Here is a 24,625-nt window from a genome sequence, read left to right as displayed (position 1 = left end):
CGTCAATGCTGCCGTTGGGGTCACGACCCCAACGGCAGCATTGCCATTTGTCGACTCTGCACGACCACCTGGCCGTTGGCGTCGAGGATGACGTGATCCTCTTCGAACCAGGTGTCGCCGACGACGGTGGAACTGGCCATGACTCGCAGCCAACCGGGTGCCGGCCGGCGGCGTAGGTAGGTGGTCAGCTGGACCGTCGGCGTCCACCCGAAGTGCCCGCGGTTCATGGTGACCGGGGGTGTGATGTCACCGGCCATCAGTGCGAACAGCATGGCCGCCTCCGGATCGGCTTCGTCGGATGCGAAGGGACGCAACCATAGCCGGGTCACCGGCTCACCTTCGGCGCCGGTGAGGAACGGTGTGGCGGCGTCCAGGCGCATGTCGCAGCCCTGCGCCACGTGGACGACGTGCCCGACGGGGTGGTCGGGAGTGACCGGTACCGCATCGGCTGGTGGCTCGGCCGGCATGGCCGTCGGGGCCAGCGGCACCTGATGGCGCGGCGGCTTGGTGTCGAGCTGCCCGAGCGTGACCGAACACGTCACGGCGACCCGGCCGCGTTGGGACAGCTCGACCTCGACGAGGTTCACTTGGCGGCCGCGTTTGCGGATCGTGGTGCTGAGCTGGACCTCGCCGGGGTCAGGTGCGCTGAGGTAGTTGGCGCTCAACGCAATCGGTGCCAGTTCGGCAGCGTCGGGGACGCTGCGGCGAGCGGCCGCGGCGCATACCGCCATCATGCAGCCGCCGTGCACTTTGGGGCCGATGGTCCACCTGGCGTCGATGTTGGCGGTGAACGTGCCGGCATCGACGGCGGTGACGGTGGTCAGGTCGGTGAAGGGGTGGGATGTCATGCCATCTCCAATTCCGGTGTTGTGCTTGCGGTTTGCGCGGTGCGGGCAGGACGGGTCCGGACCTTCAGGGGCCACCAGAACCAGCGCCCGAGCAGCGCCGCGATCGACGGAGTGATCAGGGAGCGCACCACGAAGGTGTCGAACAACAGGCCGAGCCCGATGGTGGTGCCGATCTGGCCGACCGATCGCAGGTCGCTCGCGACCATCGAGATCATGGTGAACGCGAACACCAGCCCGGCTGCGGTGACCACGCCGCCGGTGGCGCCGGTGGCGCGAATCAGTCCGGTGCGCAGACCCGCGCCGATCTCTTCCTTGAAGCGGGACACCACCAGCAGGTTGTAGTCGGAACCGACGGCCAGCAGCACGATCACCGACATGGCGATCACCAGCCACTGCAACTCGATGCCCAGGAAGTACTGCCAGATGAGCACGGACAGGCCGAAGGACGCGGCGAGAGATAACACCACGGTGCCGACGATCACGATCGACGCGACCAGCGCCCGGGTGATCAGCAGCATCACCACGAAGATCAGGATGATCGCCGCGAGCGCCGCGATCAGCAGGTCGTAGTGCGCACCCTGCTGGATGTCCTTGTAGGTGGCGGCGGTACCGCCCAGGTAGAACTTCGCACCGGCCAGCGGCGTGCCTTTGACTGCCTCCTTGGCGGCCTGCAACTCGGCGTCGACGTGCGAAATGCCTTCCAGGGTGGCCGGATCCACGTCATGGGTGACGATGAAGCGCGCCGCCTTGCCGTCGGGGGACAGCATCAGCTGCATACCGCGCTGAAAATCGGGGCTGCTGAACGCCTCTGGCGGCAGGTAGAACATGTCGTCGTTCTTCGCGTCGTCGAACGTCTGGCCCATGGCCGCGGCAGTGTCGGTCATCCGCTCCATCTGGGTGACCATGCCGTCGAAGGTGCTGCGCATCGTCTGCATCAGATCGCGGACGTCGGTGGACAGGCTGATCATCGGCGGCAGCTGAGCGGCGATCTGCGGCGTCACCGTGTCGAGCTTGCCCATCGCGTCGGACAGCGCCTTGGTGTTGTCCGCGAGCCGGTCGAAGCCGTCGGTGGCGTCGAACACCGAGCGCATCGCATGGCAGATCGGAATGTCGAAGCAGTGCGGCTCCCAGTAGAAGTAGTTCCGCAGCGGCCGGAAGAAGTCATCGAAATCGGCGATCTGGTTGCGCAAATCGGCGGTGGTGGCCGACATGTCCTGTGCGGCAACATCTCCAGCATGCGTAGCATCGGCCAGCTGCACGCTGAGCTCATGCATGTGCCGCATGATGCCGATCATCGAGGTGAGGTGGTCGGTCATGGTCTGGACGTCGCCGAGCCGAGCCTTCATGAACTGCAGGTTTTCGTTCATCGAGACGGCCTGAGCACTGATCTGGAACGGCACCGAGCCGTGTTCCATCGGCGGTCCGAGGGGCCGGGTGATGCTCTGCACCCGCGCGATGCCCGGTACCCGGAAGATGTTCTTCGCGATCCGGTCCAGCACCAGCATGTCCCGGGAGTTCCGCAGGTCGTGGTCGGCTTCGACCATCAGCATGTCCGGGTTCATTCGCGCTGAGGTGAAGTGCTTTTCGGCGGCCGCATAGCCGATGTTGGACGGCACGTCTTTCGGCACGTAGAAGCGGTTGTCGTAGTTGGTGCGGTAACCGGGCAGGGCCAGCACGCCGACCAGCGCGGCGGCGGTGGCCGCGACCAGGATGGGCCCGGGCCACCGGACCACGGCAGTGCCGACGCGGCGCCAGCCGCGGGTCTTGTTGGCGCGCTTGGGGTCCAGCAGGCCGAAGTGGGTGCTGACGACCATCACCGCGGGTGCGAAGGTCAGCGCCATCACCAGGATGACGACCATGGCGGTCGCGCAAGGCAGGGCCAGGGTGTTGAAGTAATTCAGCCGGGTGAACAGCAGACACATCATGGCGCCTGCGATGGTCAGCCCGGAGCCGAGGATGACGTGATAGACGCTGGAAAACGTTGAATAGTAAGCGGTTACCCGGTCCTCGCCGGCATTGCGCGCCTCGTGATACCGGCCGACCAAGAAGATCCAGTAGTCGGTGCCGGCGGCGATCGCCAGGGCGGTCAGCACGCTGACCGCGAACGTGGACAGGCTGATGGCGTGGATGTGGCCCAGCACGGCAACCAGCCCACGGGCCATGCTCATCTCGGTCAGCACGACCAGCAGGGCGATGAATGTCGTTGCGAGGGAACGGTATACGAACAGCAGCATCACCGTGATGACGACGAGTGTCACCACGGTCATCTTGACCATGCTCTTGTCGCCGGCTTCGTTGGTGTCGGCCACCAGGGCCGCCTGGCCGGTGACGAAGGCTCTCACCCCGGCCGGTGGATGACTGCGATCGACGATGTGCCGCACCGCGTCGACAGATTCGACGCCCTGCGTGGATCCCTGGTCGCCGCGCAGGTTGACCTGGACGTACGCCGCCTTGTGGTCTTCGCTCTCGGAACCCGCGGAGGTGATGCGGTCGCCCCAGAAGTCCTGCACATGCTCGATGTGGGTGGTGTCCCGCTGCAGCTGTTGGACCAGATCGCCGTAGTACTGCCGCGCTGTGTCACCGAGCGCCTGGTCGGACTCGATGATGATCATCAGCACGCTGTCCGAGTCGAATTCGCCGAACTTGGTGCCGATGTGCTTGGTCGCGATGACCGACGGTGCATCCTGCGGGGAGAGGGACACCGCGTTGTTCGCGCCGACGACTTCGAGCTTGGGCACCAGCAGATTGGTGGCCGCGGTGGCAGCCAGCCAGATCAGGATGATCGGCACCGACAGGATGCGGATCAGTCGGGGATAGCCGCCGCGGGTGCCGTGCTGGCCGCTCATGCTGCTTTCACCAGGCAAAAGGTGGTCGCCGATGCGCCCTCGGCGGCCTGGTGGTCGCGCAGCTCGCCGTTGACCGCGATCCGGCAGGTCAGCCGGCTGCTGTCGCCCTGTGCGACGAGGTTGGCGAACACGCTCGGCACCGTCGTCGTCAGCGTCTTCGACCAGGGCAGTGAGGTGAAGCGCTCCTGCTGCGGCTGCGCCCGCTCGTCGACGTAGCTGATCATCCCGGTGGTGTCCGACGGTCCGTCCACCTCGTACGTCACGTACTTCGGGATCGTGGAAACGATGTTGTCCGTGCGGGATTCGGCGGACTGCTGGCTGCCGAACACGCCGTGGAAGCGGTCGATGATGAAACCCCCGACCGTGACGACCGCGACAACGGTCAACAGCACCCAGCTGCGCCGCGCGGTCTTGAGCAACCAGTTCATGCAAAGCACCATACGACCGTATGTATACGCATGTATAGTTAAGGTGCGGTGGCGACCATCACACCTCGCCAGGCGGCGGCGATTAGGGTGAAGGCATGGCAGGGTCGACACGGCAGCGGAATGTGCGAGGACAAGGCGCACTGCTGCGCGACGAAATCCTGGCCGCCGCGATCCGGGTGGTCGACGCGTCCGCGTCCACCAACGAGGTGTCGCTGCGCAGCATCGCGCGCGAAGCCGGCATCTCCAACATGTCGGTGTACGCCCATTTCGACAGCCGCGAGGACGTGCTGGCCGCCGTCGCGGAGTTGAGCTGGGACCAGGTGCGCCAGGACATCGCCGAGCAGGTGCCCAGTGGCAAGACGCGACGAGAGCGGCTGCTGCTCGGGTGTCGCGCGTATGTCGCCTTCGCCCAACGCTTTCCGTTGCGGTACGTCCTGATGGTCAAGGTCGACGAGATCACCCCGTCGGCGCGCCAGGCTCTCGAGGTGGTGACCCGCGGGCTGTTGGCCGCCGGCGGCATGGAACCGGACTCCGAGCCGGGTCCCGATGCGCAGCGCGTGGCCGCGGCGTTGTCGGTGGCGCTACACGGCGTGGCGATGCTGCACCGCACCGACACCCCGCATCTGTGGATGAGCGATTTCAGCACCTGCGAAATCATCCAGACCATGGTGGACGCGGCCATCCTGCAGCTCGAGCAGGCGGCCGCAACGCCGCGGGCTTGAGCCCCGCCTACTTCTTCTTGGCCTCCCGCCAACCCCGTTCGAACGGCAGCCGCCAGGCGTTGGGTGCGATCAGTTGGTGAATGGCGTTGGGGCCCCAGGTCCCGGGCTGGTAGTTCTTGACCGGCGGCGGATCCTCCAGCAGTGCAGCCGAATTCGCCCACAGCGACTCGATGCCCTCGGCAGTGGTGAACAGCGTGTGGTCGCCGCGCATGGCGTCCAGGATCAGCCGCTCGTAGGCCTCCAGCACCTGGTCGGCTCCGTCGGCCTCCCCGGCCGAGAACTGCATCGACAGCTTCTCCAGCTTCATGCCCGGACCAGGTCGCTTGCCGTAGAACGACAGCGACACCTTCGAGTTGTCGGCGAGGTCGAAGGTCAGGTGGTCGGGTCCCTGGGAGCCGACGCCCGAACCCGACGGAAACATGGTGCGCGGGGCCTCTTTGAACGCGATCGAGATGATGCGCATGCCCTCGGCCATCTTCTTGCCGGTGCGCAGGTAGATCGGCACACCGGCCCAGCGCCAGTTGTCGACGCGAACCTTCAGCGCGATGAATGTCTCGGTATCGGAATCCCTTGAGACGCCGTCGAGTTCGCGGTAGCCGGTGAACTGGCCCCGGACCACGTCGGAGCATTTGATCGGCAGCATCGACCGGAAGACCTTGTTCTTCTCCTCGCTGATGGCCCGTGGCTCCAGCGCCGTCGGCGGCTCCATCACCACGAAGGCCATCACCTGCAGCAGGTGGGTCACCACCATGTCCTTGTACGCGCCGGTGCTCTCGTAGAAGTTCGCCCGCTGGTCCAGGCCCAGCATTTCCGGGATGTCGATCTGGATGTGGTCGATGAAATTGCGGTTCCAGATCGGCTCGAACAGGCCGTTGGCGAACCGGAACGCCAGGATGTTCTGTGCGGCTTCCTTGCCCAGGAAGTGGTCGATCCGGAAAATCTGATCCTCGTCAAAAGTTTCGTGGACGAAGTCGTTCAGCTCGACTGCGCTGGCCAGGTCGGTACCGAACGGCTTCTCCATCACGACGCGCGAGCGCTCGACCAGACCGGCCTCGTCGAGCGTCGCGATCACTGCTCGCGCGGCCTTCGGCGGCACTGAAAGATAGTGCAGCCGGCGCACATTCGGGCCCAGCCTCTTCTCCGCCGCGGCCACCGCTGCCGCCAGTCCCGACGGCCCGGCGCCCTGCGGGACGTAGGTGAGCGTTGCGGCGAACCGTTCCCACTGCTCGGGTGTCAGGTGATGGCTGCCGAACTCGTCGATCGCCGCCCTGGCCAGCTCCCGGAATTCGTCGATGGTCAGATCCTCCAACGAGGTCCCGACGATCTGGATGTCAGGTGCCAGCTCGGACTGGTCCAGATAGGCCAGGCCGGGCAGTAGTTTGCGTTTGGCGAGATCTCCGGTCGCGCCGAACAACACGATGACGTGTGGGTCGACGGCGACATCGTCGTGGCGGTTCGGCCGTGAGCCGGGCGCCGGGTACGAGATGGTCTGCGGTTTGGTGTTCGCCACGATGCGCATGATTCCACCGCGACGGGGTCCGCGCAGGGCCTACAACGAAGAAGGCCCGGCCACCGTGATCGGTGACCGGGCCTCGACGCGAAGCTGTCAGTCCAGCTGGATGTACTTCACGTTGACCGGCTGCGCGGGCTTGCCGTCGCCGGCGCCGCCCTCGATGCCGTTCTGGGCGATCTTGTCCAGGGTGGCCAGGCCGGTGGCGTCGACGGTGCCGAACGCGGTGTAGCCCGGAGGCAGCTGCGAATCCTGGTACACCAGGAAGAACTGGCTGCCGTTGGTATTCGGGCCGGCGTTGGCCATCGCCAGCGTGCCGCGCGGGTAGACGACCGGCTGGCTCAGCGCCGGGCTGTCGGGCTGGTACTGGTTGGTCGGGTACTCGTTGGCGAACTGGTAGCCCGGGCCGCCCATGCCGGAGCCGGTCGGGTCACCGCACTGCAGGACGTCGAGGCCACCCTTGGTCAGCCGGTGGCACGGGGTGTCGTTGAAGTAGCCCTGCTGCGCGAGGCTGACGAAGCTGTTCACCGTGCACGGGGTCTTGGCGTTGTCCAGCGTCAGCCCGAGGTTGCCCTGGCTGGTGCTCATGCTGGCCGTCACCGTGGCCGGGGTGGTCGGGATCTTGCCGGTGCGCGGCGGGTTGACCTTCTTGCTGGCCTGCTCCGACGACGCCGGGTACTGGCAGTTCTCGCCGAGGCCGGCGGGCGCCACGAACGGCGGCAGCTTGCCGTCGGCGGGCGGGTTCTGCGCCGGGGCCGTCGAGCTCTCGGTCGACGCCGAGGCCGTCGCCGACGAGGACTTCGAGTCCTTGTTGAGGTAGATGACGCCGCCGACGACGCCGCCGACAACTGCGAGCACCGCGACCACGGACGCGGCGATCGTGATGATGCGCTGCTTGCGGGCCTTCTCGGCCCGGCGCTCCAACTGGCGTTCCAGCTTGCGCTTGGCGGTTTCCCGCCGTTGTTCGTTCGTCGGCACCGCCGAAGCCCTCCTCGTCACGGTCGGGGACACGTGCCCCGACGTATGGTCGGCACCGAGTGTGCCAGGTCACCCTGGATGCGGGGGCCGCGACCCGCGTGACCAGCCGTCAGTTGACGGACTTGAGCTGGTCCAGCAGCGCCTGCGGATCGGGATGCTGCAGCAGGGCGTCGCCGATATCGGTCCCGTTGAGCAGCACCGTCGGCGTCGAATTGATGCCCGAACTCTTGACGGCGTCGTTGACCATGTCGCGGTTCTTGCCACTCGCGATGCAGTCGGCCACCGAATCGGGTGCGCCGGCCTTCTCGGCCTGCGTGACCAGCTCGTCGTCGGACGGGAACGTCGCGGCCGACTCGTCGGGCTGGTGCGCGAACAGCGCTGCATGGAACCGCTGGAAGGCGGCGGTGTCGGCGTCAGCGACGCAGTAGGCCGCCGCACCGGCACGGACCGAGTACGCCTTCACGTCACCACGGCCCAGGATCGACACCATGGTGTAGTCCACGGCGACCCGGCCGTCGGCGATCAGCTTGCTCATGGTCGGGCCGTAGACCTGCTCGAACCGGGCGCAGAACGGGCACAGGAAGTCCTCGTAGACCGTCAGCGTGGCCTTCGGCTCGGTGCTGCCGGGTTTGGTGGCGACATTCGGCGCGGCGAGGCGGATCGAGCGCAGCGGGGTCGGGCCATCACCGGTGGCGGACGTCTCGGTGGCACCACCGACCGGCGTGTTCTCGTGGCGGAGCACGATGATGGCGGCGACACCGGCCGCGACCAGCGCAATGACGGCGATCACGGCGAACAGCACCCAGCCGGTGCGGGACTTCTTCGGCGGTGGAAAACCCGGAAATTGTTGTGGCACACCGTAGTACTGGGGTTGGTTGGGCTGCGGGGGTCCCCACGGTCCTGGCTGAGTCATGGAGGCAGTTTCCCACGTGGGAAACTGGTTGCCGTGTTGTTGACGGGGTTTCCGGCCGGGATGTTGCAGTGCAACTGCTACATCCTTGCGGCGCGCGCCGGGTCGGACGCCATCATCGTCGACCCGGGCCAGCGGGCCATGGGCCGCATCCGCGAGATTCTGGATGAAAACCGGCTCACCCCGTCGGCGGTGCTGCTTACGCACGGTCACGTCGACCACATCTGGTCGGCGCAGAAGGTGGCGGACACCTACGGCTGCCCGGTGTACATCCACCCCGAGGACCGGTTCATGCTGACCGATCCGATCAAGGGGTTCGGTCCGCGGCTGGCCCAGTTGGCGTTCGGAGTGCTGTTCTCCGAACCCAAGCAGGTCGTCGAACTCGACCGGGACGGCGACAAGCTGGAGCTGGGCGGGATCACCGTCACGGTGGACCACACCCCGGGGCACACCAGGGGCTCCGTTGTGTTCCGCGTGAGTGATGGACCCGACGAGCTGGCATTCACCGGAGACACCTTGTTCAAGCAGTCGGTGGGCCGCACCGATCTCCCGGGCGGCAGCGGCCGGGACCTGCTGGACTCGATCGTGACAAAACTGTTGGTGCTCGACGACGACACCGTGGTACTACCTGGGCACGGCCCACAGACCACGATCGGCGCCGAACGCCGTACCAACCCATTCCTCGAAGGCTTATCAAGTTGAGCGATTTTCAGGCGCCCAAGGGCGTCCCGGATTACCTGCCCCCGGACTCGGCGGAATTCGTCGCGGTGCGCGACGGTCTGCTGAACGTCGCGCGACTGGCCGGGTACGGCCACATCGAGCTGCCGGTATTCGAGGACACCGCGCTGTTCGCACGCGGTGTGGGTGAGTCGACCGATGTGGTGTCCAAGGAGATGTACACCTTCGCCGACCGCGGTGACCGCTCGGTCACACTGCGCCCGGAAGGCACCGCCGGCGTCATGCGGGCCGTCATCGAGCACGGTCTGGACCGCGGCGCGCTGCCGGCCAAGCTGCGGTACTCCGGGCCGTTCTTCCGCTACGAGCGGCCGCAGGCCGGCCGCTACCGCCAGCTGCAGCAGGTGGGCGTGGAAGCCATCGGCATCGACGACCCGGCGCTGGACGCCGAGGTGATCGCGGTCGCCGACGCCGGCTTCCGCTCGCTGGGGCTCGACGGTTTCCGCCTGGAGATCACCTCGCTGGGTGACGACACCTGCCGCCCGCAGTACCGGAAGCTGTTGCAGGACTTCCTGTTCAAGTTGGACCTCGACGAAGACACGCGGCGGCGGGCGGAGATCAACCCATTGCGGGTGCTCGACGACAAGCGGCCGCACGTCAAGGAGATGACGTCCGACGCCCCGGTGATGCTCGATCACCTGTCGGAGGCCGCCAAGGAGCACTTCGACACCGTGCTGGCGCATCTGGACGCGCTGGGCGTGCCGTACGTGATCAACCCGCGCATGGTCCGCGGCCTGGATTACTACACCAAGACCACGTTCGAGTTCGTCCACGACGGCCTCGGCGCCCAGTCCGGCATCGGTGGCGGCGGCCGCTACGACGGGCTGATGAAGCAGCTGGGCGGGCAGGACCTGTCGGGCATCGGATTCGGGTTGGGCGTGGACCGCACGGTGCTGGCGCTCAAGGCCGAGGGCAAGACGGTCGCGTCGCCTGCGGCCGTCGACGTCTACGCCGTGCCGCTGGGCGCGCCGGCCAAGCTGGAACTGGCAAAGATCGTTGCGGCCCTGCGTGGTTCGGGTGTCCGTACCGACATGTGCTACGGCGATCGCGGCCTCAAGGGCGCGATGAAAGCGGCCGACCGTTCCGGCGCCAAGGTGGCCCTGGTGGCCGGTGACCGCGACATCGAGGCCGGCACCGTCGGCGTCAAGAATCTGTCGACCGGCGAGCAGGTCGAAGTGCCCATCGCCGACGTCGTCACCCAGGTAGCGGCGCTGCTGCGCTAACCCACCGCAGAGGGCTCAGTGGGTCATGCGGCGCAGCATGCCGTCGCGCAGCGTCAGGGTGTGCAGCAGGATGGCACTGACGTGCGCCGCGACTGCGGCGACCAACAGGTAGGCCACCACCGAATGCGCAAAGCGCAGAATGCCGTACAGGTCGGCGTCGAAGGGCGCGATGTCGGGCAGTGTCAGGCCGCCGAAGACCCGGACCGGGGTGCCCGACGCCGACACCATCGCCCAGCCGACGAGCGGCTGCGCCAGCAGCATGGCGTACATCGCCAGCTCGGACCCGGCGATCAGTTTGCCTTCCAGTGGCCCCACCGTGTCGGGCCATTTCGGCGGCTTGTGCGTGAATCTGTTTGCCGCGCGGACGATCACGATGACCAGGATGCTGATACCCAGTGTCATGTGGACGGCGACCAGGGCGCCATGGGAGCCGATCTCGTTGGTCATCGTGAAGCCGATCAGCAGTGCGGCGAAGACCGCCACCGCGGTCAGCCAGTGCAACACCCGGGTGCGGATCGGGAAGCGGCCGGTCACGGGGTCACCTGAACGGCCGGAGCGGTTTTCGGCTCGGTGGTTCGCGCCCGGTACGACCCCGCGTACACCGCCGACCGCGCACTGAGCAGCGGATCGTCCGACGGCTCGATGCCGTCGGGCAGGACCAGGGGATCGAAGTTGATGTCGCGGGCGTTGCCGGCGGCATCGGTCTGGGCTTCGGTGAGGGTCAGGACCCCGGCGTCGATGACCTGCCGATCGGCCGGCCAGGGCAACGTCGGGTCGATCGGGTCGCCGTCGCGTCCGACCGTCAGTCGTAGATTCCACTGCAGCGGAGCCTTTTTCAACTGCAGGATCAGTGCGTCGAACAAAGCGTTGGGGTCGTCGGACTTCGGCGGTAGTGCGGTCTGTTGAGGGACGAACGACCAGCGGACCGGGGTACGGGCGCCGGAGTGGTTCACCAGATAGAACGTATTCAGGCCCCAGAACGTGCTGTCGGCGAAACCTGGTGTGGGCGGGCTCTTCTTGACCAGTGCCATCGCTGCCGCGGTCTCCGGATGCCGGCTGAGGAAGTCGGTCATGACCTCCGGGTCTGGCTTACCGGTGCCGGCGACCGGCTTGGACGCCAGCAACCGGTCATAGAAGCCCTGAGGTGAATTATCAAGGAACACCGGGATATTCAGCATTGCGGTCCGCCATTGGCCGGTGCCGGGGAAGCCGATGGCCAGGCCGAGCCCGCGTGCCGCGCCAGGAGTGTCGGCGACCGTCGGGTTGCCGCCGGCCAGCGAGAACCGGCCCGCGACGGGCGCCTCACCCGGCCCGAAGACCGCGGCACGGGACAGGACCGCCGCGTTGCCGTTGCTCATGAAATGGCCGACCACCGAGACGCCTTTGGCGTGGTTCTTCCGGAATCCGGGGTGATCACCGAAGACCTTCTGAAAGCCGTCGAGGAACGTCTGGCGGGTCAGGGTGCCGGCGCGGCTGGTGTACGCGACCAGTCCGAGATCCACGGCGAGGAATGCGCCGACGGCGCCGAGCCCGACCAGGATCGAACGCCGGGTCAGGGGAGTGCCGCGCCAGGATGGGCCGTCCATGACCACCACAGGTACCACAAAGTCCTGTGGCAACATCTGCGAACGTGCGGGTACTGGTGCAACGGGTGTCGTCGGCGCGGGTGACGGTCGACGGGCACACCGTCGGCGAGATCGCCCCCAATCCGCAGGGCCTGGTGGCGCTCGTCGGTCTCACCCACACCGACGACGCGGCGGTGGTGCGCAAGATGGCCGACAAACTGTGGCGGCTGCGCATCCTCGACGGTGACCTCAGTGCCGCCGACGCGGGTGCCCCGATTCTGGTGGTCAGTCAGTTCACCCTGTACGCCGACACCGCCAAGGGCCGGCGGCCGTCGTGGAACGCCGCCGCTCCTGGGTCGGTGGCCGAGCCGCTGGTGGACGAGTTCGCGACGGCGCTGCGGGAACTGGGGGCAGTGGTCGCCACCGGGCAGTTCGGCGCCCACATGCACGTCGAACTGGTCAACGACGGCCCGGTGACGGTGCTGCTGGAACTGCAGGCAGGGTGATACGCCTGATGCAGGGTGTAACGGTCCGGTACGGTCAGTCGATATGACCGGCATGCGTAAAGCGACAGTCAAGCTCGGAGTGGTGTGTGGCGCGGCAGCGGTGGCAGCCGCTGGGCTGATGGCGCCGGTGGCGGCCGCGGCCCCGGCTGGTCACGAAGTCCGATACACGCTGTCGGTGGGTGGCCCGGCGACCTTCGACCTGCTCTACCTGGTCAACCAGCCGGCAAACAAGGCTGCGTACAACGCGGACGCCTACTCCTACCTCAAGCGTGAGACGGTCACTGTCGGACCGGACGCCCCGTGGGTGTTCACCACCACACTCGCCGACCCGCAGTGGGCCATCTTCACTGTCAGCAGCACCACGCACGGTGGCCAGGCTGCCCCCGATTCGACGTGCGATATCGCGGTCGACGGTCAGTCGGCGGCGCACCAGACCGCGCCGTACAACGTCCAGTGCCAGCTCGGCCAGTGGTAGTTCGCTAACCCGCGAACACGTAGACCCAGGCCTGCCGGCCGGACCGTAACGGCACCTGCACGCGCTGGTAGTCGTCGACCTCGTATTCATCGGCGGCGACCAGTTCGGCATCGGTGATCTCGAACACGCTGCCGTCCACGGCGTCCTCCGGCGTACCCGACTTCAGGATCGGGTGCCGGTCGCTGCCGCTGGTCTCGATGACGTGCGGGTCGGTGATGGTGACCCAGTCGAGGCGGTAGCCGACGATGGCGTCGTCGGAGCCATCCAGCTCACGGCCGAACGTGGACAGTTGGACGTCGCGCTGGCGCAGGGTTCCGTAGGAGAACAGCAGTTCGGGCACGACCGTGACGGTACCGTTTTCCGCCTGGCGATCAACCCGTTTCACAACGCCGTACCCGCTGCAGGAATTGTGAAACGTTGGGCGAGTTGAGGTTTCACCGAGGCCGGCACGGGTATCCCATGTCTAGCTGGATCGTATTCGGCTGTATTGGATTGAAACCAACCATGTTTGGAGGAAACCCGTGGGAGAGCGCAATAGTGGCCCTGAAGAGGGAATCAAGGGCGTGGTGGAAGGCGTCAAAGGCAAGCTGAAGGAAGCTGCGGGCGTGGTCACCGGCCGTGACGACCTGGTCCGCGAGGGACAGGCCCAGCAGGACAAGGCGCAGGCCGAACGGGACGCGGCCAAGCATGAGGCGAAGGCCGAGGCGGCCCGTGCCGGTGCGCAGGTGGCCGAGGAGCGACAGCGGCGGAATCAGTAGCCGCAACTGAACGGCCCGATCTCCCCTGACCGTGGGGAGATCGGGCCGTTTCTTGTGTACCCGACGGGTGCGCGGTCAAACGTGCGTTGTGTGCCGGCGGGGCATCTGCGCTCGCGTTAGTTTGCCGACCGCAGCGCTGGGGTACTCATCTTCCGGAGGCCATTCGGGCCGATGTAGGAGGAGCAATGTTGCGAGGAAGCGTTGGCGTCATAGTGCTGGTCTGGCTGCTGGTCGGTGTACTCGCCGCGTGGCAGCGTGACTATTTCCGCGGCGGCGATACCAGCTGCGGCTCGGCCGGCCGCATCGCGTTGACGGTGATCGCCGGACCGTTGAATTACGCCGGGGTCAACCCGCGGGTGGTCGATTGTCGTCTGCCTCAACCAAGTTCGATGCGGTGAGCCGCTCGTGCCCGGCCAATTGAGATGTAGTGAGAGATAAGGAAACGGTCATCATGATTGCTTTGGGAGCTGTTCTGCTCATCCTGGGCTTTGTGTTCAACGTGTATCTGTTGTGGGTCTTGGGCATCGTGCTCGTCGTGGTCGGCGCGGTGTTCTGGTTGCTCGGCACAGCCGGCCACAGCGTCGCCGGTCGGCGCCACTGGTATTGATGGAGGTCGATGGCAAGAGAGCCCGGGCCAAGGCCCGGGCTCTCTTGCACCGTGTCGGCGCAGACGACAATCAGGCATCGCGGCCGAAATCGTCTTCGTCAGAGTCTATTTCGACATCCTCCGTCTGTTCCTGCCAGTCGTGCGCCGGCGCGTCCGTCGGCGGCGCAGTCGGACCGCTGACCGCGGCCTCCTCGTCTGGTACCTGCTCGCGGATGGCGCGTGCTTGCTCGGCGGCGTCGGCCTCAGGGACTTCATCCGGGAACTCTTCATGGCTCACCTCGGAGCTGTACCCGGTGGGCGCAGCTGCCAAACCGCCCTGCCTGGTGGTGGCTGTGGCGTTAATATGTTGCTCGGCTCCCTGCCACCCAACAACAATATGACTAAATCCAACGGCGAGATCGCCGACTCCGAATCCTGGGACGTCGCTGCCGTATTCAGCGGCGGCGACAGTCAACATGTGGGCAGCTTTCAGTTTCTTCTTGCCGACCAGAGGTGGGTGTGGTCCGCGGCGGTCGCCCGAATGCACGGCTACGCGCTGGGCGAAGTGGAGCCCACCACCGAGTTGCTGCTGAGCCACAAGCATCCGGACGACCGCGCCAAAGTCGCCGAGATTCTCAAGCGGGTCCAGACCGGTGGCCTGTTCAGCAGCCGGCATCGCATCGTCGATGCAGAGGGGAAAATCCACTGGGTCGTGGTGGTCAGCGACCGGATGACCGACGATGCCGGCGAGACGATCGGTACCCACGGCTATTACATCGATGTCACGGCCGGTATCCAGTCCGATCTCACCGTGGCGATGGCCTCGGTGGTGGAATCGCGCGCTGTGATTGATCAGGCCAAGGGCATCCTCATGGCGGCCTACGGAATCGACGATGATCGCGCCTTCGAGATTCTGAAATGGCGTTCGCAGGCTACCCAGACGAAGCTCCGGACTGTCGCGACCCGGTTGCTGGAGGCGGTGATTCACGAGGGCCTGGCTCCCGAGACCGTCACCGCGATCGACCATCTGTTGCTCGTCGACGGTCCCGGTGATGACGAGGATGACGAGGCTTGACAAGTAGTCGAACAATTGTTCGAATGTAGGTATGCGGTGGGACGGGCAGGCGGTGACGCGGGCCGAAGCGGACGGGGCCCTGCCGGGCCTGGAACGTCTCGGGTTGGTACGCAGCATCCGGGTGCCGAAGTTCGACGGCATCACGTTCCATGAAGTGCTCTGCAAGTCGGCGTTGAACAAGGTGCCGGAAGCGTCGAATCTGCCGTTCCGGTACACCGTCAACGCCTACCGCGGCTGCTCGCACGCCTGCCGGTACTGCTTCGCGCGGCCCACCCATGAGTACCTGGACTTCGACTCCGGAAACGACTTCGACCGTGAACTCGTGGTGAAGACGAACGTCGCAGAAGTGTTGCGCCGGGAGCTCTTTCGGAGGTCCTGGACGCGCGATGCGGTCGCGTTGGGCACCAACACCGATCCCTATCAGCGGGCCGAGGGGCGGTATGCGCTGATGCCGGGAATCATTGCGGCGCTGGCGGATTCCGGGACTCCTTTCTCGATCTTGACCAAGGGCACGCTGTTGCGGCGCGATCTGCCGCTGATCGTCGATGCGGGAACGCGGGTCGGGGCCAGCGTCGCGGTGTCGTTGGCGATGTTGGATGTGGACCTGCACCGGTCGGTCGAACCGGGCACGCCGACGCCCGCCGCGCGGCTGGAGCTCATCTCGGCGATAGCGGAGGCGGGACTCGGCTGCCACGTGATGGTGGCGCCGGTGCTGCCGTACCTCACCGACTCAGCCGACCAGCTGGATGCGCTGTTGTCGCGGATCGCGGCGGCCGGTGCCACCGGCGTGACGGTGTTCGGGCTGCATCTGCGCGGCGCGACGCGCGGATGGTTCCTGGCGTGGCTGGGCTCGGCGTATCCGGAACTGCTGCCCAGGTATCGCGAATTGTATGGGCGCGGTGCGTATCTCGGACCGGAGTACCGCGAGCGGTTACGTACCCGAGTGGCACCGCTGGTTGCCCGGTACGGCCTCGGCGGCAGCGGACACAGACCTGACACCGTGCGTACCGCCCCGGCGGCAGTGGCCGCCGGGGCGGTGCAGCCTGCGTTGTTCTGACTCAACCAACGTGGAGCACTGCGCCGGCACCGGGTTCAGGGATTGTGGCAGTGCAGAATTCGAGTGGGCCGCGATCGATCGGCGCGGGCGTACGCACTCGCCATGCACGCATGGGGCCAGCCTACGTCGCCGTCATTCGAGCCGGACGTGAAAAACGTCCGACAGTGGACGGCGTGGTGTCGGCGGTGGGACGTCGTCCAGCGCCGGCGCGTTTCCGATCCGTACCAGTGCCTGCGGTAAGGGATGCCCGGTGAGCGTGCTGATGATGTCGCGGGTGGCGGGGTGTTCGGTCACGTGGGTGAGGGTGCAACTGGCGAGCCCCGCGGCTGTGGCTTCGATCAGCACCGCCGACAACGTCTCGCCACACGCCAGGATGTCTCGCGGGGTGTCGTCGAATGCCGAGATCACCACGATGGTGGCCTGATCGTCCCCGGTATGTTGGCGCCGTTCCCGGTTGTGCGTGACGGGGAAGGTGCGTCCGACCTCGACGCGGTCGGATTCGGCGGCCGAAACCAGGGCGCTGTGCGGTATCCCGGTGGTTGCCCCGAAAGGTGCGGTCCACCAGGTCAATTCGGCATGGTACGCGGTGTCGTACATGCGTAGCGCCTCTGCGAGGTGGGAGGCATTGGCCACCTCGCTACGTTGCTGCGGTGCAATCAGGTCGACGTGGGTGGGGTGGTCCTCGACAGCCAGCCGCAGCATCATCTCGAACGCCGACGGATTTTCCACCGGGTCGTAGGGCAGCCGGTCGGACCGCCGGCTCGCGACGGCTTCGGCGTCCCGGCGCTGTGCCGCAGTGACGCCGGCCGACTGTCGGAACTCGATGTCTGCCAGATGGTTCCGGTTGTTCGGGTTCGGAAAGCGGTCTACCAGGATGTCCCAGCCGCGCGCCGCCGCGACGACCCGCAGATGGTCGAGCGCGGCCCCACAGCTCAGCAGCGCCTGCCGGCCTGAGCCATCGGTGTCCACCAAGTGATCGGGATCGAGGAACAGCCGTAAGGTCGTCGATTCCAGCACCCAGGACCACGGCTGGCTGTTGTGGAATGACGGGGCGCGGCATGCCGAGTGGACTGCGTCCTCGATGTCCCGAAGTGCGATGGCGGTTTTCGTCATGAGTCCACGCTGCCCCGCACCGGGCCGATTCAGACAGGGCTAGAAGTCATCATTTCTCCAACGCGCGCAGGCAGAACGCGTAGATGCGGTCGCTGCCGATGGGGGTGAGTTCGAGTCCTGGACCCAGCGCGCGCAACCGGAGGGCGCCGAAGATGGTCTGCATGACCAGTGCCGCGGAGGTTTCGATATCCAGGCCCGGCCGGAAGGTGCCATCGGCGGCGCCGCGTTCGAGGATGTCGACGATGAGTGCGTGCAGCGGTGTCAGCACCCGGCCGTAGTCGTCGGGCATCGTCTCGGCCAGGCGATCGTGGTAGAAGGTCAGCCCACGATTGATGCTGTCCTGCGTGCTGGACGCGGGCGGTACGCAGATGCGGTCGACCAGCGCGCGCAGTGCCGCCGCGGGCTCCAGTTCCGCCGCTTCGGCTTGCCACGTTGTGACGAACTCGGTCAGCATCGCGTCGATCAGCGCCAGCACCAACTCGTCCTTCGTGGCGAAGTGCTGATAGAAAGCCCGCAACGACGTCTTCGAACGTTCCACGACCTGGAGCACGGTGAACTCCGTGCGGCCGGTCTCGCCGAGGATGTCGAGCGCCGAGCGCATGAATTGTCTGGCGCGCGTCTCACCGTCGAGACTGTTGCTTGCCACTCCGGCGGTCGACTTCGCCATGGCGACTGAGGTTACCCGGTCAAATCTTGAGATATCCCTTGTCTGCCGGGATTTGCGCAGCCGTTACCAACGACGATGCATCGCTGGCCAGCCACACCACGATGTCGGAGATCTGGTCCGGCTTGATCAGCGAATCCGTCGGCAGCGCGCCGGGGGAGAAGCTGTGGATGTACTGCGGATGGTCCTGCAGGACCTGGTACATGGACACGTCCATGCCCATCGGGGTGTCGGTGCCGTACGGGTGAATCGAGTTCACCCGTATCCCGAACTCGCCCAGCTCGACGGCCAGCGAATTGATCATCCCGACGACCCCGAACTTGGTGGCGCAGTAGTGTCCGCAGCCCGGGACCGCCTTGATCCCGGCGGCCGAGCTGGTGGCGATGATCGAGCCGCCGTTGCCGGCCTCGATCATCGCCGGCACCACGGCCCGGATGGTGTTCCACATTCCGGTCAGGTTGATGTCCAGGGTGTCCTGCCACTGCTGCTGGGAAATCTCCCAGAGGCGACCCCAGTTCAGCACGCCCGCGTTGGCGACGACGATGTCCAACCGGCCGAACTGCTCGATGGTCTCGGCGACCACTCGCTGCTGGCCTTCGGCGTCCCGGACGTCGATTTCCTTGGCATAGATCTTGCGGCCTTCGCCCTCAACGAGATTGACCGTCTCGGCCAGGTCCGCCGGCGTCGCGGGCTCGTACCCGTTGGCCGCGGCCACGGGTGCGCAGGCGTCGATCGCGACGATGTCGGCTCCCGCTCGCGCCAGCCGGATGCAGTGCGAACGACCCTGTCCCCGAGCGGCTCCGGTGACGAAGGCGACCTTGCCGGCCAATGGTTGATCGGTCATGCGCTGAGTTCCTCACTCATCGTGGTGGCCCGGACGTCGCTGAACTCGTAGTCCGTGAGCGGCGAGCGCCGCGCGAAAATCCTTGAGCCGGTGATTGTTTGCGGTCGGTAGTAGGGCGTCTCGTGCTGGGAGTTGACGAAATAGGTGTTGAGTTCGGTAGCGCGGGTGTAGTACGTGTGGGCGGTGCGACCGCGCCGGTCCATCAGGGCGTTCCACTTGTGGAACGCGTCGTTGCTCACCGCGACGACTGGCGCGTCATTCCGGCGGGCTTCGTCGATCAGCCGAACCGCATGGGCGGCAATGGTTTCGACCCAGTCCATCCAGGCGAAGCCGACGAACCCGAGTGGACCGACGATCTCCCACCTGTTCGGCAGCCGGGGGTGGGCGGTGCCGGCGTAGGCGTGCAATCCGTGGGCTCGGTAGTACTCGGCGAGGTCGAATCCGTTTGAGCCCAGGATGGTTCCGGGTCGATAGGTTTCCGGGTCGGTCCACAGTTCGTAGCCGGTGGCGGTGACCAGTAGGTCTGCGGGATGGTCCACTCCGTCGACGGTGCGAACGCCGTCGCGGGTGATCCGCTCGATGGGAGTCGTGATCAGGTGCGTATCGGGATGGTTCAGCGCCGGCAGGAACGAGCTGGAGATCACCGGACGCTTTGCCATGATTCCGTAGCGGGGCAGCAGCGCTTTCCGCGTTGCCGGGTCTTGCACGGTGGTGCGCAGCAGCAGCCGATAGAGGTTGCGGCTGTTGCCGTCGTACAGGGGCATGAGCTTGGTCAGCACCTTGCGCGGCAGCCGGGAGAACACGTGGATGATCGGTACGACCATCGTGGCGTCCATCAGCAACCGGCCGAAGATGTTGATCGTGCTGACGAAGCCCGGCACCTTGAACAGCTGCCGCAGCCATGGCGGGATGACGAAGTCGACCTTGGGTAGTACCCATGCCGGAGTGCGTTGATACACATCGAGATTCGCGGCGACCCCGGACAATGCGCCGGTGATCTGTACGCCGCTGGAGCCGGTGCCGATCACCGCGACCCGCTTGCCGCGGACGTCGTAGTCGTCATCCCAGGCGTTGGGGCGCATGATGGTGCCCTCGAAGTCCTCGATCCCGTCGATGTCGATGACGTTCTTGGCATTGACGTAGCCGCCGACCGAGCTGATCAGGAATCGTGCCGTCACGTCCGGCTGATTGCGGATGGACAGCCGCCACAGGCCGGCGTCGTCGTCCCACTGCTGGCGGAGTACCTCGGAGTTGGCGTGCAGGTGCGGACGCAGCCCCAGCGTGTCGGCGGTGTCGCGGAGGTAGGCGTAGATCTCCGGCCCCGGCGCGAAGAACCGGCTCCAGTTGGGGTTGGGTGCGAAAGACAGCTGGTACCACGGTGACGGGATGTCGACGGCGAGTCCGGGGTAGTGGTTGTCGCGCCAGGTGCCACCGAAGTCGTCACCGCGGTCGACGATGACGAAGTCGTGAATACCTTTCTGCTGCAACAGGTGCGCGGCGGCGATGCCGCCGGGTCCTGCGCCGATGATGACCACTTCGTGGTCGGGTGTGGTCATTGAGTCTCTCCGGTGAGTCCGTTGATGATGTGGTCGGTGACGAAGCGCCGGATGGCGCGGGGGTTGTCGAGGTTGACGCCGATGGGCGGCAGGAGTTCGAAGCTCAGCAGCACCCGCACGATCCACTCGCCGGCACGGGCCGGGTCGACGCCGGCGCCGATTTCACCGTCGCGTTGTGCGGCCTTGACGCGCGGCTTCCAGAGTTCGACCGCGCGCTTCATCAGGTCTTCGCCGATGTTGCGCAACAGCAGGACGACGATGCCCTCGTTGATGCCCTTCTGCGGTGCCGAGGGGGAGCTCTGCCGGTGGGCGCAGATCAGGACGGCGGCAGCGGCGACCTGGTCGGCCAGCGTGGACTGCTTGTCGATCTCGGTGGCCATGCCGTCGACGAACGCCGAGGCCAGGTGGTCCAGCGCGACGCCGATGGCGTGGTCACGACCGCCGAGTGCGTTGTAGACCGTGCCGCGCGAGACGCCGGCAGCTTCGGCGACGGCGGTGAGGCTGAATTGCCTTGGGCCCAAACGATGGAGTGTCTCTGCGGTGGCTTCGAGCAGTGCCGGCGAGATGGTGCGGGGTGTCGGCGGCTTGGCGGGCATTTGCACACATTAACGAAATTTGTTCAATGTGGTCAATGATTTGGTGATCTGCGTTCTATGTATGAAGTCTGATGACGGCATGCGCCCCGTGGTCCCTCGCGGCAGTTGGAGGCGCGAACGTCGGTACCGAACTGCCCGACAGGTTGGTGAGGTCTCCGCGGAACGCGCACGCCCGCGGACCCTGATTCTTGGCGGTGGATATCCGAACTGTTATGTCTCAGGACATCGGTGACAGTTCTGCATCAAGACATCGGTGACAGTTTGAGTGTTCTTGGTGGTGACAGTTCTATCGCCTTGAGGCTCGGTGGGTGGCTGTCAATGAACCGATCGATCCTCGTGTCCGTCTGGCGATCTCGCAGTGGCCCGATGACGCGCCTCGCGGGGCGGTCTCGACGTTCTGCGCCGAGCACAGCATTTCCCGGAAGTCGTTCTACGTGTTGCGTAACCGTGCCAAGAACGATGGTCAGGCGGCGGTGCTCGAGCCCAGGACCCGACGACCGAAATCGAGCCCGTCGGAGTTGAGTGGTGAGGTCAAGAAACAGGCCATCGGGGTACGTGCGGCACTGGAGCAGTCCGGACTCGATCACGGGCCGATCAGCGTGCACGAGAAGATGCGCACGATGGGCCTGGCCCAGGTCCCGTCGACGGCGTCGCTGGCACGCATCTTCCGCGAGGCCGGGGTAGCCCGCGTGGAGCCGAAGAAGAAGCCGCGCTCATCGTGGCGCCGGTTCGTGTATCCGGCCCCGAATGCGTGCTGGCAACTGGACGGCAGAGCTTGTCAAGATTTTTGTGTATGAGTGGCGGTCATTTAGTAGATGTAGGGCTCTAGTCGGTCTGGGTAGTTAAGGACGAGGGCGGCCAGTGCGTGTTTCCGGCCGACGACGATGGCGCCTTCGACGAGGCGGTCTGTCCGTTTGTTGTCGCGAGGTGCCAGTCGCTCGCGCTGACGGACGCGTTCTCGGGCCCGTTTGTCCTCGATGTTGCAGATCGCCAGCCACAAAAGCTTCACTGCCGCTTGATCGTTGGGGAAATGCCCACGGTTCTTGATGATCTTGCGGAGTTGGTAGTTCAGCGATTCGATCGCGTTGGTGGTGTAGATGATTTTGCGGACCGCGGGTGGGAACGCCAGAAACGGGGTGAACCGTTCCCAGGCCGATTCCCAGGCCCGAACTGCGGTGGGATACTTCTGCCCCCACGCTGAGCCGGCGAACTCGTGCAAAGCGGTTTCAGCAGCATCGATGGTGGGTGCGGTGTAAATGCCACGCAGTGCGGCGGCCACTGGTTTGCGATCGCCGTAGGCGACAAAACGCATCGAGGCCCGGATCAGATGCACGGTGCACGTTTGAACAATGGTCTGCGGCCACGTCGCGGCGATCGCGTCACCGAAACCGGTCAACCCGTCCACACAGGCGATGAGCACATCCTTGACGCCACGATTGGCCAGTTCAGCGCATACACCGGCCCAAAACTTCGCCCCCTCGGTGGGCTGAACCCAAATCCCCAGGACATGGCGGATACCGTCGATATCGATGCCAACGGCGATGTGAGCAGCTTTATTGCGGACCTGGTTGCCGTCGCGGATTTTGATCACCAAGGCGTCCAGATAGACGATCGGATACATCGGGTCTAGCGGTCGGTGTTGCCATTCGAGGACCTCCTCGAGCACCGAATCGGTGATCTTGCTGATCGTTTCCCGCGAGATCTCGGTCCCGATCGTGGTGGCTAGGTGATGTTCGATATCGCGGATGGTCATGCCGCCGGCGTAGAGACTGATGATCATCGAATCCAGTCCGCCCACGCGCCGCGACCCTTTGGGGACCAGCATCGGGATGAAGCTGCCGTCGCGATCACGCGGGATCGCCAGCGTCACATCACCAACCTCACTGGCCACTGTCTTGGCGCTAAAACCGTTGCGGGAGTTGGGTAACACCCGACCGACGGGATCTCCCTTGTCATAGCCCAGATGGCTGGACAGCTCGGTCTGCAGGCCTCGCTCGAGGACCGCTTTGACCATCTCCTGCAGAAAGCCACCCTCGCCGGTCAACTGCAGCTCACCGGCGTCGATCTTGGCCAGTACCTCATCGAAACCGCCCGCGGCCTTCAACTCCTCGAACGCCTGCCGGCCCGAAACCAACCGGTCCGCATCATCATCGTCTTCGCCGTCAGCGGCCTGACTGTCCTGCCGAACAACCATGGACATCATCGTGCTCCATCTGGCTCATGCAGCTCCTACACAAACCATCTGACAGGTCCGGACGGCACCGAGTACGTTCTGGCTGGTGGTCGCACATGCGTGATCCTGCAACTGATCGATGACCACTCCCGCTACGCCGTCGGCTCCCACGTGGCCTGCAGCGAGACCGCCGAAGCGGCGATCGCCGTGTTCGATAAGGCCGTCGCCAATCATGGTGTGCCCCAACGACTGCTATCTGATAACGGAGCGGCGCTGAACCCGACACGGCGCGGACACCACGGCCGACTCGTCGCCCACGTGGGCACCCTGGGGGTGGAGGCCATCACCGGCAAGCCCTACAAGCCGACCACCCAGGGCAAAAACGAACGCTTCCATCAAACGCTGTTCCGCTACCTGGACAAGCAGCCGCTCGCCGAATCGCTTGAGCAACTGCAGGCCCAGGTCGATGAGTTCGACCACATCTACAACACCGAGCGCCCGCACCAGGGACTGCCTGGGCGCGTCACACCCTCGACCGCGTGGGAGGCCACCCCTAAAGCCGACCCACCCCGCCCCAAGCCCGATCGGCCACTATTCGACCGGCCCGCGCCACGCCCGAGGCCCACACCGCCGGCGCCGGTAGACCTGCCCGCAGGCACTCGCCTCAGATCGGTGAGCACCGCAGGCACCATCACGCTGAACTACGTGAGCTACATGGTCGACACGCACCGAGCCTTTGAGAAAGTGCTTGTGGTCAGCATCGACAACGCGATCATCATCACCGACCTACTCGGTGAGGTCCTCGCCGAACACACCCGACCCGCACCCGGAGTCAGGTACGTCGGCAACGGCAGACCCCGTGGTGGCCGCCCCAAAAACACCGAACTGTCACCGACGTCCTGACACATCAACTGTCACCGATGTCTTGATGCAGAACTGTCACCGATGTCTTGATACATCACAGGTGGATATCCGAACACAGTCCTTGTCTATCGAACGTATGTTCGATAGAATCGAACTCTACTGACTCAAACTTTTTGGCAGGGTCGCGTTATCCACAACGAGGCCAGGGTTCAGGAGGTTGAGTGAGTCATGGCCAGATCGCGACGGACGAAGATCCCTGCCGAAGAAAAGACCCGACTGGTGCTGGCCGTGTTGGCCAACGAAATGACGTGCGGGGAGGCCGCACGCCGCAGCGGGGTCTGCCGTGAAACCGTGACGAAGTGGAAGCATCAGTTTTTAGCCGCTGGCGCCGAGCGGCTTGAGGAGGTGCCCAGCGGCCCGGCCGGGGCTAAGGGCACACCCGAACAGCGGCGCCTGCAGATCGAAAACGAGCAACTCAAACTGGCGCTGGCCGAAGCCACGGTGCAGCTTCGGATTTGGCAGCGCGGTGCCGCGCTGATCGATCAGGTCCCTTCCAAGACCTCGAAGCCCTAAGAGAGGCGGCGGGGCTGCCG

General features: G+C 65.6%; 26 protein-coding genes and 2 pseudogenes. 13 read left to right on the top strand and 15 right to left on the bottom strand.

All coding sequences use genetic code 11. The features are described 5' to 3' along the window. Positions 1 to 20: 20 nt before the first annotated feature. The 3 genes from ACNO8X_RS18090 to ACNO8X_RS18080 are packed head-to-tail and all read right to left on the bottom strand — an operon-like array spanning position 21 to position 4,122. Positions 21 to 848: a thioesterase family protein gene (locus ACNO8X_RS18090; RefSeq protein ID WP_418002120.1), complete on the bottom strand. Its 828-nt coding sequence runs from the start codon at positions 846 to 848 to the stop codon at positions 21 to 23. Further along, entirely contained in the window at positions 845 to 3,694 is a 2,850-nt protein-coding gene (locus tag ACNO8X_RS18085) for an RND family transporter (RefSeq protein WP_418002119.1), read from the bottom strand. The genes ACNO8X_RS18090 and ACNO8X_RS18085 overlap by 4 nt, the downstream gene beginning before the upstream one ends. Further along, the gene (locus ACNO8X_RS18080) at positions 3,691 to 4,122 is read right to left on the bottom strand and encodes an MmpS family transport accessory protein (RefSeq protein WP_418002118.1); all 432 of its coding nucleotides are present in this window, start codon (positions 4,120 to 4,122) and stop codon (positions 3,691 to 3,693) included. Before ACNO8X_RS18080 ends, ACNO8X_RS18085 begins: the two co-directional genes overlap by 4 nt. Before the next feature lie 95 nt (positions 4,123 to 4,217). Between ACNO8X_RS18080 and ACNO8X_RS18075 the strand changes: the two genes are divergently transcribed. Next, positions 4,218 to 4,844, top strand: a complete 627-nt coding sequence (locus ACNO8X_RS18075; protein ID WP_418002117.1) for a TetR/AcrR family transcriptional regulator — start codon at positions 4,218 to 4,220, stop codon at positions 4,842 to 4,844. Positions 4,845 to 4,851: 7 nt separating this feature from the next. On the opposite strand, the gene zwf is transcribed toward ACNO8X_RS18075, so the two are convergent. From zwf to ACNO8X_RS18060, 3 genes are all read right to left on the bottom strand, one after another. After that, positions 4,852 to 6,354, bottom strand: a complete 1,503-nt coding sequence (gene zwf / locus ACNO8X_RS18070; RefSeq protein ID WP_133761927.1) for a glucose-6-phosphate dehydrogenase — start codon at positions 6,352 to 6,354, stop codon at positions 4,852 to 4,854. A 96-nt stretch (positions 6,355 to 6,450) separates the two neighbouring features. After that, on the bottom strand, positions 6,451 to 7,332 hold the full coding sequence (locus ACNO8X_RS18065; protein ID WP_418002116.1) for a peptidylprolyl isomerase: 882 nt from the start codon (positions 7,330 to 7,332) through the stop codon (positions 6,451 to 6,453). Between the two features lie 109 nt (positions 7,333 to 7,441). Beyond that, the gene (locus tag ACNO8X_RS18060; protein WP_418002115.1) at positions 7,442 to 8,245 is read right to left on the bottom strand and encodes a DsbA family protein; all 804 of its coding nucleotides are present in this window, start codon (positions 8,243 to 8,245) and stop codon (positions 7,442 to 7,444) included. A 33-nt stretch (positions 8,246 to 8,278) separates the two neighbouring features. Here ACNO8X_RS18060 and ACNO8X_RS18055 point away from each other — a divergent pair, with 33 nt between their 5' ends. Then, positions 8,279 to 8,944 (top strand): MBL fold metallo-hydrolase, encoded by a 666-nt coding sequence (locus tag ACNO8X_RS18055; RefSeq protein ID WP_418002114.1) that lies wholly within the window; start codon positions 8,279 to 8,281, stop codon positions 8,942 to 8,944. Then, complete coding sequence (gene hisS / locus ACNO8X_RS18050; RefSeq protein WP_418002113.1) at positions 8,941 to 10,200, top strand: histidine--tRNA ligase; 1,260 nt, start codon at positions 8,941 to 8,943, stop codon at positions 10,198 to 10,200. The genes ACNO8X_RS18055 and hisS overlap by 4 nt, the downstream gene beginning before the upstream one ends. 15 nt (positions 10,201 to 10,215) lie before the next feature. Here hisS and ACNO8X_RS18045 read toward each other — a convergent pair whose 3' ends face one another. Next, a complete protein-coding gene (locus ACNO8X_RS18045; RefSeq protein WP_418002112.1) occupies positions 10,216 to 10,734 on the bottom strand; it encodes a cytochrome b in 519 nt (172 codons plus the stop codon). After that, positions 10,731 to 11,786 carry a catalase family peroxidase gene (locus tag ACNO8X_RS18040; protein ID WP_418002111.1) on the bottom strand — a complete coding sequence of 352 codons (1,056 nt, stop codon included), beginning with the start codon at positions 11,784 to 11,786 and terminating at the stop codon, positions 10,731 to 10,733. The genes ACNO8X_RS18045 and ACNO8X_RS18040 overlap by 4 nt, the downstream gene beginning before the upstream one ends. Positions 11,787 to 11,830: 44 nt before the next feature. On the opposite strand from ACNO8X_RS18040, the gene dtd reads away from it, so the two are divergent. Both dtd and ACNO8X_RS18030 read left to right on the top strand, forming a co-directional pair. After that, on the top strand, positions 11,831 to 12,271 hold the full coding sequence (dtd, locus tag ACNO8X_RS18035) for a D-aminoacyl-tRNA deacylase (RefSeq protein WP_418005949.1): 441 nt from the start codon (positions 11,831 to 11,833) through the stop codon (positions 12,269 to 12,271). A 43-nt stretch (positions 12,272 to 12,314) separates the two neighbouring features. After that, on the top strand, positions 12,315 to 12,746 hold the full coding sequence (locus ACNO8X_RS18030; protein WP_418002110.1) for a hypothetical protein: 432 nt from the start codon (positions 12,315 to 12,317) through the stop codon (positions 12,744 to 12,746). 4 nt (positions 12,747 to 12,750) lie between these two features. On the opposite strand, the gene ACNO8X_RS18025 is transcribed toward ACNO8X_RS18030, so the two are convergent. Next, a complete protein-coding gene (locus ACNO8X_RS18025) occupies positions 12,751 to 13,086 on the bottom strand; it encodes a gamma-glutamylcyclotransferase family protein (protein WP_418002109.1) in 336 nt (111 codons plus the stop codon). 181 nt (positions 13,087 to 13,267) lie between these two features. Between ACNO8X_RS18025 and ACNO8X_RS18020 the strand changes: the two genes are divergently transcribed. From ACNO8X_RS18020 to ACNO8X_RS18000, 5 genes are all read left to right on the top strand, one after another. After that, entirely contained in the window at positions 13,268 to 13,504 is a 237-nt protein-coding gene (locus tag ACNO8X_RS18020; RefSeq protein ID WP_260939205.1) for a CsbD family protein, read from the top strand. Positions 13,505 to 13,689: 185 nt separating this feature from the next. Next, the gene (locus ACNO8X_RS18015) at positions 13,690 to 13,902 is read left to right on the top strand and encodes a hypothetical protein (protein ID WP_208112589.1); all 213 of its coding nucleotides are present in this window, start codon (positions 13,690 to 13,692) and stop codon (positions 13,900 to 13,902) included. A 53-nt stretch (positions 13,903 to 13,955) separates the two neighbouring features. Then, the gene (locus ACNO8X_RS18010; protein ID WP_260939204.1) at positions 13,956 to 14,111 is read left to right on the top strand and encodes a DUF6131 family protein; all 156 of its coding nucleotides are present in this window, start codon (positions 13,956 to 13,958) and stop codon (positions 14,109 to 14,111) included. Positions 14,112 to 14,568: 457 nt separating this feature from the next. After that, positions 14,569 to 15,165: a PAS and ANTAR domain-containing protein gene (locus ACNO8X_RS18005; protein WP_418005948.1), complete on the top strand. Its 597-nt coding sequence runs from the start codon at positions 14,569 to 14,571 to the stop codon at positions 15,163 to 15,165. A 31-nt stretch (positions 15,166 to 15,196) separates the two neighbouring features. Continuing rightward, positions 15,197 to 16,222: an Rv2578c family radical SAM protein gene (locus tag ACNO8X_RS18000; protein WP_418002108.1), complete on the top strand. Its 1,026-nt coding sequence runs from the start codon at positions 15,197 to 15,199 to the stop codon at positions 16,220 to 16,222. 132 nt (positions 16,223 to 16,354) lie between these two features. On the opposite strand, the gene ACNO8X_RS17995 is transcribed toward ACNO8X_RS18000, so the two are convergent. Genes ACNO8X_RS17995 through ACNO8X_RS17975 form a run of 5 tightly spaced genes read right to left on the bottom strand, consistent with a single transcriptional unit; the run spans position 16,355 to position 20,995 of the window. Beyond that, the gene (locus ACNO8X_RS17995) at positions 16,355 to 17,335 is read right to left on the bottom strand and encodes an Acg family FMN-binding oxidoreductase (protein WP_418002107.1); all 981 of its coding nucleotides are present in this window, start codon (positions 17,333 to 17,335) and stop codon (positions 16,355 to 16,357) included. A gap of 49 nt (positions 17,336 to 17,384) precedes the next feature. Beyond that, positions 17,385 to 18,002, bottom strand: a complete 618-nt coding sequence (locus ACNO8X_RS17990) for a TetR/AcrR family transcriptional regulator (protein ID WP_418002106.1) — start codon at positions 18,000 to 18,002, stop codon at positions 17,385 to 17,387. A gap of 19 nt (positions 18,003 to 18,021) precedes the next feature. Continuing rightward, a complete protein-coding gene (locus ACNO8X_RS17985; protein ID WP_418002105.1) occupies positions 18,022 to 18,843 on the bottom strand; it encodes a mycofactocin-coupled SDR family oxidoreductase in 822 nt (273 codons plus the stop codon). Continuing rightward, positions 18,840 to 20,399, bottom strand: coding sequence for a flavin-containing monooxygenase (locus ACNO8X_RS17980; RefSeq protein ID WP_418002104.1), 1,560 nt, complete (start codon positions 20,397 to 20,399; stop codon positions 18,840 to 18,842). The genes ACNO8X_RS17985 and ACNO8X_RS17980 overlap by 4 nt, the downstream gene beginning before the upstream one ends. Continuing rightward, a complete protein-coding gene (locus ACNO8X_RS17975; protein ID WP_043988283.1) occupies positions 20,396 to 20,995 on the bottom strand; it encodes a TetR/AcrR family transcriptional regulator in 600 nt (199 codons plus the stop codon). Before ACNO8X_RS17975 ends, ACNO8X_RS17980 begins: the two co-directional genes overlap by 4 nt. Positions 20,996 to 21,345: 350 nt before the next feature. On the opposite strand from ACNO8X_RS17975, the pseudogene ACNO8X_RS17970 reads away from it, so the two are divergent. Continuing rightward, a pseudogene (locus ACNO8X_RS17970) lies at positions 21,346 to 21,783 on the top strand (IS481 family transposase); the annotation flags it as partial. Between the two features lie 20 nt (positions 21,784 to 21,803). On the opposite strand, the gene ACNO8X_RS17965 reads toward ACNO8X_RS17970, so the two are convergent. Further along, positions 21,804 to 23,189 carry an IS256 family transposase gene (locus ACNO8X_RS17965; protein ID WP_418002103.1) on the bottom strand — a complete coding sequence of 462 codons (1,386 nt, stop codon included), beginning with the start codon at positions 23,187 to 23,189 and terminating at the stop codon, positions 21,804 to 21,806. Between the two features lie 60 nt (positions 23,190 to 23,249). Between ACNO8X_RS17965 and ACNO8X_RS17960 the strand changes: the two are divergent. After that, positions 23,250 to 24,071: pseudogene (locus ACNO8X_RS17960) on the top strand (integrase core domain-containing protein); the annotation flags it as partial. Positions 24,072 to 24,260: 189 nt separating this feature from the next. Next, on the top strand, positions 24,261 to 24,605 hold the full coding sequence (locus tag ACNO8X_RS17955; RefSeq protein ID WP_418001499.1) for a transposase: 345 nt from the start codon (positions 24,261 to 24,263) through the stop codon (positions 24,603 to 24,605). Positions 24,606 to 24,625 lie beyond the last annotated feature (20 nt).

This window comes from Mycobacterium sp. PDNC021 (assembly GCF_048282635.1).
GTDB classification, from domain to species: domain Bacteria; phylum Actinomycetota; class Actinomycetes; order Mycobacteriales; family Mycobacteriaceae; genus Mycobacterium; species Mycobacterium llatzerense.
This window is presented reverse-complemented; position numbering and strand designations above follow the sequence as displayed.